Below are 15,224 nucleotides of genomic sequence, written 5' to 3' on the forward strand. Positions count from 1 at the left end.
CAGGGCCGGGCGGGCGCCGACGCACAGGGAGGGGTGCGTCGGCGACCCGCGTCAGCCCTTCACGGCACCGGTGAGCCCACCGACGATGCGCCGCTCGAAGAGGCTGAAGAACACCAGGGCCGGCAGCATCGACAGCGACGTGAACGCCAGCACCCGAGCGGTGTCGACGGAGTACTGCGACGCGAACGCCTGCACCCCGAGCGGCAGCGTGTACGACGCCTCGTTGCTGAGGATGAACAGCGGCAGCAGGTAGCTGTTCCAGCTCGCCACGAAGGCGAGGATCCCGACGGTCACGACACCCGGCACGGCCAGGCGCACCACCATCCGGAAGAAGAACCCGAGCTTGCCGCAGCCGTCGAGCGCGGCGGCCTCCTCGATCTCGTCGGGGATGGCCCGCAGGAACGGCACGAGGATGATGATCGTCGTCGGCAGCGCGAACGCGATCTGCGGGAGGATGATCCCGCCGAGGGACCCCATGAGCCCCAGGCTCCGCACCAGGATGTAGAGCGGCGTGATCGCGACGGTCATGGGGAACATCAGACCCGCGGCGAAGACCGCGTACATCGCGCCCCGCCCCCGGAACCGGTACCGCGCGAGCACGTAGCTGGCCATCAGGCCGAGCGCGACGACCCCGAGGGTGGTGGCGACCGCCGCGACCGTGGAGTTGCCCGCCTGCTGCCAGAAGAGGCTGCCGCCGAGCACGTCCAGGTAGTTGCCGACCTGCCAGGGGCCCGGCAGGCCCGACGGGTCGGTGGTGATCTGGGAGTTGGTGCGGAACCCGCCCAGCACGATGTAGACGACCGGGGCGAGGACCGCCGCGACCAGCAGCCCGGCGACGACGTAGACGAGCGCGTTGGAGCGGCGGGTGCCGGCGCTCGCACCGCGGCGGGCCCGCGCACGCGCGCGGGTGTCGAGCGTGGTGGCGGCCATCAGCTCTTCCCTCCGGTGAGGGCGCCGTCGGTGTCGCGGCGCAGGACGAACCGCTGGTACAGCAGCGCGATGACGAGCGAGACGACGAACAGCACGACGGCGACGGCGTTGCCGTACCCGTAGCTGCCCGCGTTGCGCCCGTTGACGACCATGTACGTCGCCATCGTCGAGGTGCCGGCGGTCGAGGCCACGTACTGGCCCCAGATGATGTAGACGAGGTCGAACAGCTGCAGCGACCCGATGATCGACAGGAAGGCCCAGATGCGGACCGTCGGGCCGAGCAGCGGCAGCGTGATGCGCCGCTGCACCTGCCAGTACGACGCACCGTCGATCGCGGCGGCCTCGGACAGCTCCTCGGGGATGCCCTGGAGCCCGGCGAGGAAGAGGATCACGGCGAACCCGACGTACTTCCAGGTGATGATCCCCATGAGGGTCCAGATCGCCACGCCCGGGTCGGACAGCCACTCCTGGGCCAGGCCGTCGAGGCCGACCTTCGCGAGCAGGTCGTTGAGCGCGCCGTTGGTGGCGAGCATCAGGCTCCAGCCCGTGCCGACCACGACCTCGGAGATCACGTACGGCACGAAGATGAGCACCCGGATGACCGAGCGTCCGCGCAGCGGCCGGTTGAGCAGCAGCGCGAGCAGCACCGCGACGGGGCCCTGCAGGACCAGCGACATCACGACGATGAACGCGTTGTGCCGCAGGGCGTCGTGGAACGTGGGGTCGGTCAGGATCGTCACGTAGTTGCGCAGACCCACGAACTCCGTCGGCGGGCCGTAGCCCTGCCAGCTGAAGAAGCCGTAGTACGCGGCCATGACGACCGGGAAGATCACGAACGCCAGGAAGACGCCCAGCGCGGGCCCGGCGAGCAGGGCGATCTCGGCCCGCGTCCGCCACCCGACGCCCGCGGTGCGGCGTCGGGCCGGCGGCCCGGCCGGGGGCGCCGCGACGGGCGCGGCACCCCCGGCCTGGTCCACGGGCGAGCGGTGCGCGCGACGCGCGTCCTCGCTGATGGATGCCATGGTGGAAGGTCAGCCCTTCGCTGCCGCGGCGTTGACGGCCTCGACGATGGCCTCGGGCGAGCCCTGGCCGGCGAGCATGTCGACGACGCCGACGTTCAGCGCGTTGCCGATGTTCTGGCCGAACAGCGTGTCGAGCCAGACGGAGACGTACGCGGCCTCGTTGTAGGCCTCGAGGACCTGCTGCAGCGCCGGCTCGGTGACGACGCCCTGGGCCTCCTGGCTGGCGGGCAGGGTGTGGAACGCGTTGGCGTAGCCCTCCTGGTGCTCCTTCTGCATGAAGAAGTTGAGGAACGCGGTGCACTGCTCCTTCGGGGCCTGGGCCCAGCAGGAGAACCCGTCGACGCCGCCCATCATGGCGCTGGGGTCGCCCTCGCCGCCCTCGACGGCCGGGAAGGGGAACCACTCGAGGTCGGCGAGCGGCTGCTCGTCGGGCGTCAGGGACGCGACGACGCCGGGCTGCCAGGCGCCCATGAGCTCCATCGCGGCCTGGCCGTTGGCGAGCAGGCCGGCCGACGAGCCGGCGCCCTGCTGGGCCGACGTGGTGAGGAAGCCCTCGTTGAACGGCTCCGTCTCGGCGAACGCCTGCAGGTCCTCGCCCGCGCGGGTCCAGCACTCGTCGTCGAACATGCGGGTGTCGGCCGCCTCGGCCATGACCTCCTGCGAGCACTCGCGCAGCGCGAAGAAGTAGTACCAGTGCGCGGCGGGCCACGCGTCCTTCGCCCCGAGGGCGATGGGCTGCGTGCCGATGCCCTTGAGGGCCTCGACCGCGTCGCCGAGCTCGGCCATGGTCGTCGGCGGCGTGTCGATGCCGGCCTCGGCGAACTGGTCGCCGCTGTAGTAGATGCCGCCCGGCAGGATCGCCGTCGGCATGCCGTAGACCTTGTCGTCGATCGTGAACGCCGAGAAGCCCGCGTCGCCGACCGCGGTGCGGGTGGCGTCGTCGATCGAGTCCGTCAGGTCCATGACCTGGCCCGCCGCGACGACGTCGGCGAGCTTGCCGCCGCCGCGCGCCATGAAGATGTCGGGGGCGTCGCCGGAGTTCAGCGCGGTCTGGAGCTTGCCGTCCATCTCCTCGTTCTGGACGGCCTGGATCTCGATGGTCACACCGGGGTTGGCCTCCTCGAAGGCCGCGACCGTCTCCTCCCAGTACGCCTTGCCCTCGCCCGTGGTCGAGTTGTGCCAGAAGGTCATCGTCACGTCGCCGTCGGCGTCGCCGCCCGGGCTGTCCGCCGCGCAGGCGGTGAGGCCCGCGGCGAGCGCCAGGGCCGACGTGAGCGCCAGGGTCTTCCTGATGTTCATGAACCCGTCCTCATCGTTGAGTCGATCCGTGCAGAGCCGTCGGTGGCGCCGCCGAGTCCGCCGTCGTCGGCGCACGTCCGCGGTGCCCTGACCGGGCGGCGGGGGTCACCGACCGGTCTCGCCCTCCCGCGCACCGACGCTCCGTCGCACTGCGCCGCGGGTGGGACGGGGTGAGTCTTGTCCGATCGTCCAACCGGTGTCAACCGATATCGATAACGTTATCGACACGGGGCTATGATCGGCGCGTGCAGCCACCGACCCGCCTGAGCACGCGCGTGAAGATGTCCGACGTCGCGCATGCGGCGGGGGTGTCGGTCGCCACCGTGTCCAAGGTCGTCAACGGCCGGTACGGCGTCTCCGCCAGCACCCTCGCCCGGGTCCAGGAGGTCATCGCCGAGATGGGCTACGAGACCTCCCTCGGCGCCCGGTCCCTGCGCAGCCACCGCACCAACGTCCTCGGCATCCTCGTCGCCGAGTTCGAGCCGTTCAGCACCGAGCTGCTCAAGGGCGCGTCGGCCGCCGTCGCGGCGACGGGCTACGAGCTGCTCGCGTACTCCGGCGGCGGCGGCAGCGCGGACCCCGGCTGGGAGCGGCGCTACCTCTCGCGCCTGTCCGGCACGCTCGTCGACGGCGCGATCATCGTCACCCCCACCGTCATGGACGCAGACCCCGGCATCCCGGTCGTGGCCGTCGACCCCCACACCGGCCCGTCCGGGCTGCCGACCGTCGACTCGGACAACACCGCCGGCGCGTTCATGGCGACCGAGCACCTGCTCGGCCTCGGCCACCGGCGCATCGCCTTCCTCGGGGGGCGGCCCGACCTGGAGTCGGCACGCCTGCGCGAGCAGGGCTTCCGCCAGGCCATGGCCCGCGCCGGCGTCCCTGTCGACGAGGAGCTCGTCGCGGTCGGCGGCTACCGGCCCGACTCGACCGCGGGCCCGGCACGCGCGCTGCTCACCGCCGCCGAGCCGCCCACCGCGGTGTTCGCGGCCAACGACCTGTCCGCGATCACGGTCGTCGACGTGGCCCGCGACCTCGGGCTGCGCGTGCCCCAGGACCTGTCGGTGATCGGCTTCGACAACGTGCCCGAGTCCGCGCTCGCGTCACCGCCACTGACCACGATCAGCCAGCCGCTGCAGGAGATGGGCGCCCAGGCGCTGCTCCTGCTCGTGGACCTCGTCGCGGGGCGGGACACCCCGACGCACCTGCGCCTGCCGACCGAGCTGGTGGTCCGCTCGTCCTGCGCCCCGCCCCGCTGACACCGGTCAGGGCAGCCCCACCAGCCCGCGCCGCATCTTCGCGATCGAGTACTTCTCGAACGCCAGCTTCGCGAGGTGGTTCTGCGGGCCCGGGACCATCGCCGCGAAGCGGCGAGGCGGCAGCATCTTGTCCGCGACCATCGCGACACCGTTGTTGCCCGCGTCCATGACGCACAGCGCCGGGATGTCGGCGAACTCCTTCTCGTGCGACGGCGCGTCGCCGCGGACCTGCGCGACGATGTTCGCCGCCGCGACGTGCGCCTGCTGCTCCGTCGGGAACCCCGTCTTGGGGATGCTCACCGGGACCTGCGTGACCCACGGCACCGGCACGGCCGCGGCGATGCCGACCGCGTACACGTCGTCCCACCGCACCGTCTGGTACGTCGGGCGCACCGGCACGTAGCCGCCCGCGTCGACCAGACCCGGCGTGCCGGCCAGGAAGTCCTGCCCGTGGAACGGCGGCACGACCATCGCGAACCGGTAGGGCAGCACCGTGCCGTCGTCGAGCTCGACGGCGTCGGGGCGGATCTCGCTCATCTGCGCACCGGTGACCACCTCGATGCCCTCCTTGCGCGCGAACATCCCCATGAGGGTGCGCGCACCGGGCATGCCGTCGATGCCGAAGTGCCCGGCGTACGGCTCGGACGTCACGTACGTCAGCCGGACCTTGCCGTGCAGCCCCGCACGCCGCAGCTGGTACGAGGTGTTGAACAGGAACTCGTACGCGGCCCCGAAGCAGCTCGCCCGCTGGGTCGCGCCGACCACGACGTCGCCGGGCTCGTCGAGGAAGCGCCGCCACGCGTCGCCCGTCCGCTCGGCGTCCGCGAGCGTCGTGATCGTCGGCACGTCGCGCAGGCCCGGGACCACGTCCAGGTCGTTGCGGTAGCCCGTCGCGATGACGAGGTAGTCGTACCCGAACGTGCCCGCCGTGGTCTCGACCTCGTGGGCGTCCGGGTCGACGCGCACCGCGGACGCGTGGACGAACCGCACTCCCCGACGGGTGAACGTGGGCTCGAGCAGGAACGACACGTCGGTGCGCCCCCGGCGCCCGAACGGCAGCCAGATGAGCGACGGGTTGAAGACGAACCGGTCGGACGCACCGACCACGGTCACCTCGACCTCGTCCCCCAGTCGGGACCTGACCGACAGCGCCGCGGTCATCCCCGCGAAGCTGCCTCCCAGCACGAGCACTCGGGTACGCATGACGACTCCTTTGTCGGACGTCCTCCAGTGATACCCCCACGGGTATGCCCGGCGACCGGGACCTGGGTCCCGGTCGCCGGGTGAGGTCTCCCGGGCTAACGTGCGCCCGTGCCGACGATCTGCTGGTTCCGCCGCGACCTGCGGCTCGCCGACCACCCCGCGCTCGCCGCGGCCGTGGCCCAGGCCCGCGACGCGGACGACGAGGTCGTCCCGCTGTTCGTGCTCGACCCCGCGCTGTGGTCCGACGCGACCGGCGCCCCCCGGCGCGCCTACCTCGCCGCGTCCCTGCGGGCCCTCGACGAGGCCACCGGCGGACGCCTCGTCGTGCGGCACGGGCGGCCCGTCGACGTCGTCCCCGCGCTCGTCCGCGAGACCGGCGCGGACGCCGTGCACGTCACCGCCGCGACGGAGCCCTACGGGCGACGGCGCGACGACGCCGTCGAGGCCGCGCTCGGCGCCGTCCCGCTCGTGCGGACCGGATCCCCGTACGCGGTCGGCCCCGGACGCGTCCGCACCGGCGACGACCGGGCCTACCAGGTGTTCACCCCGTTCCGCCGGGCCTGGCTCGACCACGGCTGGCACGACCCCGCGCCGGCGCCGCGCGACGCCCCCTGGGCCGACGTCCGCGGCGACGGCGTCCCGGACGCCCCCGCGACCGACGTCCCGCTGCCCGACGCGGGTGAGCGCGCCGCGCACGCCCGGTGGCGCGCGTTCGTCGCCGACGACCTCGCCGGCTACGGCACCGACCGCGACCGCCCCGACCTCGACGTCACCTCGTGGATGTCCGTGCACCTCAAGTACGGCGAGATCCACCCCCGCACCATGCTCGCCGACCTGGCGGCCGTCGCCCGCGACGCCGAGCCCGCCCTGGCCGCGTCCCTCGCCACCTACCGGTCCGAGCTGGCCTGGCGCGAGTTCCACGCCGACGTGCTGTGGCACCACCCCGGGGCCGCCACGCGGTCGCTGCGGCCCGTGGTGCCCGAGGACGCGTGGGTCACCGGGCGCGCCGAGGACGAGGCGTTCGACGTCTGGGCCCACGGACGCACCGGCTACCCGCTCGTCGACGCCGGCATGCGCCAGCTGCGCGCCACCGGGTGGATGCACAACCGCGTCCGCATGGTCGTCGCGTCGTTCCTCGTCAAGGACCTGCACGTGCGCTGGCAGCGCGGCGCCGAGCACTTCATGCGCTGGCTGCTCGACGGCGACGTCTCGCAGAACCAGCTCAACTGGCAGTGGGTCGCCGGCACCGGCCGGGACGCGGCGCCGTTCTTCCGGATCTTCAACCCCGTGACGCAGGGCCGGAAGTTCGACCCCGACGGGCAGTACGTGCGCCGGTGGGTGCCCGAGCTGCGGGACGTGCCGGCGCCCGCCGTGCACGAGCCCTGGACCCTGGGGCTGCAGGCCCCCGAGGACTACCCGCCGCCCGTCGTCGACCACAAGCACGAGCGCGAGGTCGCGCTCGCCGACCACAAGCGGCGCCCCACCGGCTGACCGGCACCGCGGCGGTCCGGGCCGGGCACCCCGCCCGGACCGCGGTCGGTCAGGTGCGCGCGACCTCGTTGACGGCCGGCGCCCCCGCCAGCAGCGCCTCGAGCTGGCGGCGGACCAGCGCCGCCACCCGGGGGAACGTCGCGTCCGTGTTGCCGCCCTGGTGCGCCGTCACCAGCACGTTCGGCGCCGACCACAGCGGGTGGCCCGGCGGGAGCGGCTCGGGGTCCGTGACGTCGAGCGCCGCCCGCAGCCGGCCGGCCGTCAGCTCGGCCAGCAGCGCGTCGGTGTCGACGACCTTGCCGCGCGCGACGTTGACGAGCAGCGCACCGTCGCGCATCCGCGCCAGCATGCCCGCGTCCATCAGGTGGTACGACGCCCGCGACAGCGGGATCGCCAGGACCACGACGTCGACGTCCGGCAGCAGGTCGCCCAGCTCGTCCACGCCGTGCACGTGCCCGTGCACGTCGTCACGGGCCGTGCTCGCCACCCGCACCAGCTCGACCTCGAAGGGGCGGAACCGCGCGCAGATCGCCGCCCCCACCGACCCCTGGCCGACGACCAGCACCCGGCGGTCCGCGAGCGAGGGCCCGAAGGGGTTCGCCCAGCGCCCCTCCCCCATGGCCCGCACCGCACCCGGCAGGTCGCGCTGCACCGCGAGGGTCAGCGCCAGCGCGAGCTCGGCCGTGCCCGCGTCGTGCACGCCCCGGCCGTTGCACAGCGTCACGCCCGGCGGCAGGTGCGGCAGCGCGTGCTCGTAGCCCGCGCTCGGCAGCTGCACGTACCGCAGCCGCGGCAGGTCGGCCAGCACGTCGAACCCCCCGGGGCGCACGAAGTAGTGCGGCACGACCACGAGATCGACGTCGCGCGCCAGGGCGGGGTCCAGCGGCCCGGCCAGGTCCCACGGCACGAGGCGCAGGTCGTCCGGGTGCGCGGCGGCCAGGTCCGTCAGGCGGTGCAGCAGGTCTTCGTCGGGGATGGTGGCGGTGAGCATGGGCAGTACGGGTCCTGACGTCGGCGGTGGGCGGTACGGGCCTGGCCGGGCCGGTCGGGCCGGGCAGATCGGGCAGGCTCAGCCCGGGCGGCCGGCCCGGAACTCGTCCTCGAGCATCGACATCACGACCGCGTCGCACCACCCGGCGCCGTCCCGGTAGGCGTCGCGCCGGCGCCCCTCCTGCCGGAAGCCGATGTTCTCGTACAACGACAGCGCACGGGTGTTGATGCTCAGCACGTCGAGCTCGACCCGGTGCAGGTCGAGCCCGTCGAACGCGAACCCCAGGACCAGCTCGATCGCCTCCGTCCCGTAGCCCCGGCCCCGGTAGGCCGGCCGCATCGCCAGCCGCATGCCGGCGCTGCGCAGGTCCTCGTCGACGTCGTTCAGCACGATCTCGCCGCGGTACTCGTCGTCGCCGTGCGACGTCACCGCGAAGTCGAACCGCCCCTCGGCGAGCTCGCGGCTGGCGCACCACGCGTCGACCTCGGCGCGGGAGAACGCCCGCACGGTGCCCGTGAGCCGGTTGCCCTCCGCGTCGTCGAGCATGTCCCACATGGCGTCGGCGTCGTCGGCCCGCACGGGGCGCAGCACCAGCATCTCGCCCTGCAGCGTCGGCTTCTGCATCGAGGTCCTTCCGTCGCGTCGTCGCCGGTCCCACCCGCCGGTGGGCGTCGCGGCGGAGGTGCGTCGCGGCCGGGCCGTGCGCCCGTGAGCGTAGGCACGGCGTGTGACGGGGGTGTTGCCACGCCGCGACGGCCGGGTTGTGGCCTGCGACGTCCGGGCGCGGAGCACCCGGTGCCGGACCGCCGCGGCAGGTCGGTGCCGCGGCGGTCCGGCGGGGTCAGGCCTGGACGCGCTCCAGCACGAGCTCGCGCACGCGCCCCGCGTCGGCCTGGCCCCGGGTGGCCTTCATGACCGCGCCGATGATCGCACCGACCGGCCCGAGGTTGCCCGAGCGGATCTTGTCCGCCACGTCGGGCTGCGCGGCCAGCGCGGCGTCGATCGCCTCGAGGAGCGGCCCGTCGTCCGAGACGACCTCCAGGCCGCGGGCGACGACGACCTGCTCGGGGTCGCCCTCGCCGGCCAGCACGCCCTCGAGCACCTGCCGGGCCAGCTTGTCGTTGATCCGCCCGGCGTCGACGAGCTGCTGCAGCGCGCCGATCTGCGCGGGCGTGATCGGCAGGTCCGCGAGCTCGACCTCCTGCTGCTTGGCGGTGCGGGCGAGCTCGCCCATCCACCACTTGCGCGCCGCGGCCGGCGTGGCACCCGCGGCGACGGTGGCCTCGATGAGCTCGACGGCCCCGGCGTTGACCACGTCACGCATCTCCGCGTCCGCGAAGCCCCACTCCGTGAGCAGGCGCCGACGCCGGGCCGCGGGCAGCTCCGGCAGCGAGGCGCGGATCTCCTCGACCCACGCGGGGTCGGGGACGATCGGCACGAGGTCCGGCTCGGGGAAGTACCGGTAGTCCTCGGCGTCGGACTTCACGCGGCCCGACGTCGTGGAGCCCGTGTCCTCGTGCCAGTGCCGGGTCTCCTGCACGACCGTGCCGCCGGCGTCGAGGACCGCGGCCTGCCGGCTGATCTCGTACCGCACCGACCGCTCGACGGAACGGAACGAGTTGACGTTCTTCGTCTCCGTGCGGGTGCCCAGCGCCGACTCCGGCGTCGGGCGCAGCGAGACGTTCACGTCGGCGCGGACGTTGCCGCGCTCCATGCGGGCCTCGGAGACGCCGAGGGCACGGAACATGTCGCGCAGCGTCTGCACGTACGCCCGCGCGACCTCCGGGGCCCGCGCACCGGCACCCGTGATCGGCCGCGTGACGATCTCGACCAGCGGCACGCCGGCACGGTTGTAGTCGACGAGCGAGTACTCCGCGCCGTGGATGCGCCCGGTCGAGCCGCCCACGTGCGTGTTCTTGCCCGCGTCCTCCTCCATGTGCGCGCGCTCGACCTCGACGCGGAAGACCGTGCCGTCCTCCAGCTCGACGTCGACCCAGCCGTCGTGCGCGATCGGCTCGTCGTACTGCGACGTCTGGAAGTTCTTCGGCACGTCCGGGTAGAAGTAGTTCTTCCGCGCGAACCGGCAGCTCTCGGCGATCTGGCAGTTCAGCGCCAGGCCGATGCGGATCGCGTACTCCACCGCGGTGCCGTTGACCGCGGGCAGCGCCCCCGGCAGGCCCAGGCTCACCGGCGTCACGTGGGTGTTCGGCTCCTCGCCGAACGTCTGCTCCGCGCCGTCGAACATCTTCGTGCGGGTGCCCAGCTCGACGTGCACCTCGATCCCGATCACGGGGTCGAACCGCGCGATCGCGTCGTCGTAGTCGACCAGGTCGACGCCAGTGCTCATCGCGCGGCCCCTCCGTCCAGCTCCGGGGCGCGACCCAGCAGCGGGCCGTCCCAGCTCGTCTCCAGCAGCGCCTCGAGCGCGGCGCCCACGCGGTACAGCCGGGCGTCCTCGCGGGCCGGGGCCAGGATCTGGAACCCGGCCGGCAGCCCGTCGTCCGACAGCCCGCTCGGCAGCGACATGCCCGGCACGCCCGCGAGGTTGGCCGGGATGGTCGCGACGTCGTTGAGGTACATCGCCAGCGGGTCGTCCAGCTTCTCGCCGAGCTTGAACGCCGTCGTGGGCGCCGTCGGCGACACGAGCACGTCCGCCGCCTCGAACGCCGCGGCGAAGTCCCGCTGGATCAGCGTGCGGACCTTCTGCGCCGACCCGTAGTACGCGTCGTAGTAGCCCGCGCTCAGCGCGTACGTGCCGAGGATGATCCGGCGCTTGACCTCGTCTCCGAAGCCCTGCCCGCGGGTGGCGGCCATGACGCGCTCGGCGGTCACCGGCCCCTCGGTCGGCTCGACCCGCAGGCCGAAGCGCATGCCGTCGAACTTCGCCAGGTTGCTCGACGCCTCCGCCGGCAGGATCAGGTAGTACGCCGCCAGCGCGTACGTGAAGTGCGGGCAGGAGACCTCGACGATCTCGGCGCCCGCGCCGCGCAGCAGCTCCAGCGACTCCTCGAACCGCGCGAGGACGCCGGGCTGGTAGCCCTCGCCCTGCAGCTCGCGGACCACGCCGACCCGCACGCCGGTCAGGTGGCCGGTCGCACCCGCCCGGGCCGCGTCGACGTAGCCCGTGGCGGGGTCGGGCAGGCTCGTCGCGTCACGCGGGTCGTGCCCGCCGATGAGCTCGTGCAGCAGCGCCGCGTCCAGCACGGTGCGCGTGCAGGGGCCCGCCTGGTCGAGCGAGGACGCGAGCGCCACCAGCCCGTACCGCGAGACCGACCCGTACGTCGGCTTCACGCCGACCGTGCCGGTGACGGCGGCCGGCTGGCGGATCGACCCGCCGGTGTCGGTGCCGATCGCCAGCGGTGCCTCGTACGCGGCGACCGCGGCCGCGCTGCCGCCGCCCGACCCGCCCGGGATCCGCTCGAGGTCCCACGGGTTGTGGGTGTTGCCGTATGCGGAGTGCTCCGTCGAGGAGCCCATCGCGAACTCGTCCATGTTGGTCTTGCCGAGGATCGGCAGGCCCGCGGCCTTGATCTTCTCCACCAGGGTCGCGTCGTACGGCGGCACCCAGCCCTTGAGGATCTTCGACCCGACCGTCGTGGGCACGCCCCGCGTGACGACGACGTCCTTGACCGCGATCGGCACGCCCGCGAGCGCGTGCAGGTCCTCGCCGGCGGCGCGGCGCGCGTCGACGTCCGCGGCCGTGGCCAGGGCGGACTCCGCGGACACGTGCAGGTAGGCGTGCACGGCCGGCTCGACGGCGGCCATGCGGTCCAGGTGCGCCTGGGTCGCCTCGACGCTGGTCACCTCGCGCGTGCGCAGCTGCTCGGCGAGGGCGGCGGCGCTCAGCCGCGTCAGGTCGCTCACGCCTCCTCCCCCAGGATCTGCGGGACGAGGAACTTGCCGTCCTGCGCCGCGGGCGCCGCCGCGAGCACCTCGTCGCGGTCGAGCGGGGCGACGGGCTCGTCGGTGCGGAACACGTTCGTCAGCGGGAGCGGGTGGCTCGTGGCGGGCACGTCGGGCGTGGCGACCTCGGACACCCGGGCGACCGACTCGACGATGACGTCGAGCTCGCCCGCGAGCCGGTCCAGCTCGTCGGGCGTCAGGTCGATCCGGGCGAGCGCTGCCACGCGCGCGACCTCGTCGCGGGAGAGGGTGGACATGGCGCCGAGTCTAGACGGGCGCGTCCGGCCGACGCAGGGACGCGCGGCCGGGCCGACCGGCGGTCACGACGGTGCGTCGGCGGACCAGCGCAGGCCGTCGAGCACGATGCGCAGGACCCGCGTCGTGCGCTCCCGGTCGACCGCACCCGCGCCCGCGAGGCACACGCCCGACACGGCCCGCAGGACGTCGAGCGCCTCCACGTCCGTGCGGATCGCCCCGTCGGCCTGGGCCGCCGCGACGAGCCGGGCGGCAGCGGCCTCGAGGTTGGCGCGGCTGGTGGCGAAGATCTCCCCCGCCTCGTCGCCGAGGCCCGCCCGCAGGGCGGCCGCCATGCCCTTCTTCCGCACGACGTAGTCGACGAACCCCATGACCCACGCGTCGAGCGCCTCGCCGGCCGGCTCGCGGTCGAGGAGCAGGTCGGCCTGCGCGACGAACTGCTCGACGCTGTCGCGGTAGGCGGCCTCGACGAGGTCCAGGCGGGTCGGGAAGTGGCGGTAGAGGGTGCCGACGCCGACGCCGGCGGCGCGGGCGACGTCCTCGAGCGAGACGTCGGTGCCGTGCGCGTCGAAGGCCTCACGGGCGGCGTCGAGGACCCGGCGGCGGTTGCGTGCGGCGTCGGCGCGCAGCGGACGGGTGGTCGTCGCGTCCGCCATGCCGGTGCACCTCACGTCCCTGGGCACCCGTCCGGGCCGTGGGCCGTCCGGGTGGTCGTCGTCGCGCGGGCAGCGCGGCGTTGCCAAAACGGAGGATGCCTCCATATAGTTCAAGCGGAGGCTCCTTCCACTTCGGCCAGCGTACCCGAGCCAGCCTCCCCTCACCCACCAGACTCGCGGAGGCCCGCATGCCCGCGCCCACGTCCGCCCGGACGGCCCCACCGGCCCTCGTCCTGGCCGCCATCCTCACCACCCAGCTCATGCTCGTGCTGGACACGACGATCGTGAACGTCGCCCTGCCCGACCTCCAGCGCGACCTGGGGTTCACCCCCACGTCGCTGTCGTGGGTGCTGAACGCCTACACGCTCGCCTTCGGCGGTCTCCTCCTGCTCGGCGCCCGCGCCGGCGACCTCCTCGGCCGCCGCCGCGTCCTGCTCGCCGGGATTGTGGCGTTCACCGCCGCCTCCCTCGTCGGGGGCTTCGCCACGAGCGCCGGCACGCTGCTGGCCGCCCGGGCCGTCCAGGGGGTCGGGGGCGCGCTCGCCGCACCCTCCGCCCTCGCCCTGCTCATGGGCCGGTTCCCCGAGGGCGGCGAGCGGGCCCGCGCGCTCGGCTGGTTCTCCGCCGTCTCCGTCGGCGGGTCCGCGATCGGGCTGCTGGCCGGCGGGATGCTGACCGAGTGGGCCTCGTGGCGGTGGGTCATGTTCGTCAACGTGCCGATCGGCGTCGGGCTCGTCCTGCTCGCCCGCGCCGTGCTGACCGAGACCCCGCGCCACAGCGGGCGCTTCGACCTCGCCGGGGCGGCGACGTCGACGATCGGCATGACCGCGCTCGTCTACGGGTTCGTCCGCGCCGCCGAGAGCTCGTGGGGCGACCCCGTCGCGGTCGCGGCCTTCGCGGTGGCGGTGCTCCTGCTCACGGCGTTCGTCCTCGTCGAGCTGCGTGCCGCCTCGCCGATCACCCCGTTGCGCCTGCTCGCCGACCGCACCCGCTCGGCCGCGCTGGTGGGCCGCCTCCTGCTGATGGCGGCCATGACCGGGCTGTTCTTCTTCCTCACGCAGTTCCTGCAGGGCGTGCTGGGCTACTCGCCGCTGTCCACCGGCCTGGCCTTCCTGCCCATCACCGTCATGCTGCTCGTCTTCTCCCAGGTCAGCGCGCGGGCCATGGGTCGGGTGGGCACGCGCCCGCTCATGGTCGTCGGGCTCACGTCGACGACGGTGGCCCTCCTGCTGCTGTCCCGGTTGGACGCAGGCTCCGGATACCCGCAGGTCCTCCTCGCCCTGCTGCTCTTCGGGCTCGGCAACGGCCTCGCGTTCGTCCCGCTGACCGCCGCCGGCCTCGCCGGGGTCGACCCGCGCGACTCGGGGGCCGCGTCCGGCCTGCTCAACGCCGCCCAGCAGATCGGCGGGGCGCTCGGGCTCGCCGTGCTCGTCACGGTCGCCGAGCGGGCAGCCGCTGCGGCGCCCGCCGTCGGCTCCACGGCCGCCGAGGTCGCGCAGCACGCGTTCGTCGTCGGGGCCGAGCGGGCCTTCCTCGTCGGCGCCGGTCTCATCGCGACGACCGTCGTGCTGCTCGCGACCCTCGTGCGCGACCGGCGCCCGGCCGCGGGCGGCGACGCCCCGGCCGCACAGCGCACCGAGACGTCGCTGGTCGGGGGCTGAGCGGCCCGGGCTCAGCGGGCGGGTCGGTGCCCCTCCGGGACCGGCCCGCCCACCGCGGCCGTGACCAGCGCCAGCAGCGCCTCGCCGTAGGCGTCCTCGGCGGAGTCGGCCGTGAACACCCGCGGCGGCTGCCCGCCGACCTCGATGAGCACCTGGAACCGGCCGTCGGTCGACCGCGCGAGGCTGCGGAACGTCCCGCCCAGCAGGTCGCGCAGCTGGTCCTCGCGGGGCAGCCACAGCGCGTCGTCCTGCCGCAGCGAGTCCAGGGCCCACTCGGTGGTGCCGTTGAAGCCCAGCACCGTGCCGGTCGGGTGCTCGTGCGCCTCGACGACCATCTCGGAGATCGTGAAGACCTCGCCGCCCATGTCGGCCCGGACGACCGAGAACCGGTCCCCGGGACGCGGCTGCCAGCGCAGCCCGGCCGCCTGGAGCGCCACCGCGAGGTCCGTGGAGATCATGCGGCCAGTATCGGCCGCCGGGGCCGCATCGGCACCCGAAGCGGGACGCCCGCACCCGGGCGGGGTGCGGGCGTGCGCCACGCCGGTCGGCGAGGT

The 15,224-nt window shown here is 74.0% G+C and carries 14 protein-coding genes; 3 read left to right on the plus strand and 11 right to left on the minus strand.

Annotated features, from left to right (window positions below):
- Positions 1-51 precede the first annotated feature (51 nt).
- Genes FBY24_RS01180 through FBY24_RS01190 form a run of 3 tightly spaced genes read right to left on the minus strand, consistent with a single transcriptional unit; the run spans position 52 to position 3,251 of the window.
- Positions 52-930 carry a carbohydrate ABC transporter permease gene (locus tag FBY24_RS01180; protein WP_142157363.1) on the minus strand — a complete coding sequence of 293 codons (879 nt, stop codon included), beginning with the start codon at positions 928-930 and terminating at the stop codon, positions 52-54.
- Positions 930-1,952, minus strand: a complete 1,023-nt coding sequence (locus tag FBY24_RS01185) for a carbohydrate ABC transporter permease (protein WP_142157365.1) — start codon at positions 1,950-1,952, stop codon at positions 930-932. Before FBY24_RS01185 ends, FBY24_RS01180 begins: the two co-directional genes overlap by 1 nt.
- A 9-nt stretch (positions 1,953-1,961) precedes the next feature.
- Positions 1,962-3,251, minus strand: a complete 1,290-nt coding sequence (locus FBY24_RS01190; protein WP_142157367.1) for an extracellular solute-binding protein — start codon at positions 3,249-3,251, stop codon at positions 1,962-1,964.
- Between the two features lie 281 nt (positions 3,252-3,532).
- Between FBY24_RS01190 and FBY24_RS01195 the strand changes: the two genes are divergently transcribed.
- Complete coding sequence (locus FBY24_RS01195) at positions 3,533-4,510, plus strand: LacI family DNA-binding transcriptional regulator (protein ID WP_142163005.1); 978 nt, start codon at positions 3,533-3,535, stop codon at positions 4,508-4,510.
- A 6-nt stretch (positions 4,511-4,516) separates the two neighbouring features.
- Here the strand turns inward: FBY24_RS01195 and FBY24_RS01200 are convergent, their stop codons facing one another.
- Positions 4,517-5,713, minus strand: a complete 1,197-nt coding sequence (locus FBY24_RS01200; RefSeq protein WP_142157370.1) for an NAD(P)/FAD-dependent oxidoreductase — start codon at positions 5,711-5,713, stop codon at positions 4,517-4,519.
- A 108-nt stretch (positions 5,714-5,821) separates the two neighbouring features.
- On the opposite strand from FBY24_RS01200, the gene FBY24_RS01205 reads away from it, so the two are divergent.
- Positions 5,822-7,204 carry a deoxyribodipyrimidine photo-lyase gene (locus FBY24_RS01205; RefSeq protein WP_142157372.1) on the plus strand — a complete coding sequence of 461 codons (1,383 nt, stop codon included), beginning with the start codon at positions 5,822-5,824 and terminating at the stop codon, positions 7,202-7,204.
- Positions 7,205-7,253: 49 nt separating this feature from the next.
- Here the strand turns inward: FBY24_RS01205 and FBY24_RS01210 are convergent, their stop codons facing one another.
- The 6 genes from FBY24_RS01210 to FBY24_RS01235 all read right to left on the minus strand — a co-directional run bounded on the left by FBY24_RS01210 (position 7,254) and on the right by FBY24_RS01235 (position 13,009).
- Positions 7,254-8,195, minus strand: a complete 942-nt coding sequence (locus tag FBY24_RS01210) for a 2-hydroxyacid dehydrogenase (protein WP_142157375.1) — start codon at positions 8,193-8,195, stop codon at positions 7,254-7,256.
- 78 nt (positions 8,196-8,273) lie between these two features.
- On the minus strand, positions 8,274-8,819 hold the full coding sequence (locus FBY24_RS01215) for a GNAT family N-acetyltransferase (RefSeq protein ID WP_142157377.1): 546 nt from the start codon (positions 8,817-8,819) through the stop codon (positions 8,274-8,276).
- A gap of 217 nt (positions 8,820-9,036) precedes the next feature.
- A complete protein-coding gene (gene gatB / locus FBY24_RS01220) occupies positions 9,037-10,542 on the minus strand; it encodes an Asp-tRNA(Asn)/Glu-tRNA(Gln) amidotransferase subunit GatB (RefSeq protein ID WP_142157379.1) in 1,506 nt (501 codons plus the stop codon).
- On the minus strand, positions 10,539-12,059 hold the full coding sequence (gene gatA, locus FBY24_RS01225) for an Asp-tRNA(Asn)/Glu-tRNA(Gln) amidotransferase subunit GatA (protein ID WP_142157381.1): 1,521 nt from the start codon (positions 12,057-12,059) through the stop codon (positions 10,539-10,541). The genes gatB and gatA overlap by 4 nt, the downstream gene beginning before the upstream one ends.
- Entirely contained in the window at positions 12,056-12,355 is a 300-nt protein-coding gene (gene gatC / locus FBY24_RS01230) for an Asp-tRNA(Asn)/Glu-tRNA(Gln) amidotransferase subunit GatC (RefSeq protein WP_140460021.1), read from the minus strand. The genes gatA and gatC overlap by 4 nt, the downstream gene beginning before the upstream one ends.
- Before the next feature lie 63 nt (positions 12,356-12,418).
- Positions 12,419-13,009 (minus strand): TetR/AcrR family transcriptional regulator, encoded by a 591-nt coding sequence (locus tag FBY24_RS01235; RefSeq protein ID WP_142157383.1) that lies wholly within the window; start codon positions 13,007-13,009, stop codon positions 12,419-12,421.
- Between the two features lie 188 nt (positions 13,010-13,197).
- Between FBY24_RS01235 and FBY24_RS01240 the strand changes: the two genes are divergently transcribed.
- On the plus strand, positions 13,198-14,670 hold the full coding sequence (locus FBY24_RS01240) for an MFS transporter (RefSeq protein ID WP_142157385.1): 1,473 nt from the start codon (positions 13,198-13,200) through the stop codon (positions 14,668-14,670).
- Positions 14,671-14,681: 11 nt separating this feature from the next.
- Here FBY24_RS01240 and FBY24_RS01245 read toward each other — a convergent pair whose 3' ends face one another.
- Positions 14,682-15,128: a pilus assembly protein CpaE gene (locus tag FBY24_RS01245; RefSeq protein ID WP_142157387.1), complete on the minus strand. Its 447-nt coding sequence runs from the start codon at positions 15,126-15,128 to the stop codon at positions 14,682-14,684.
- Positions 15,129-15,224: the final 96 nt, after the last annotated feature.

Source organism: Cellulomonas sp. SLBN-39 (assembly GCF_006715865.1).
Classification (GTDB): Bacteria; Actinomycetota; Actinomycetes; order Actinomycetales; family Cellulomonadaceae; genus Cellulomonas.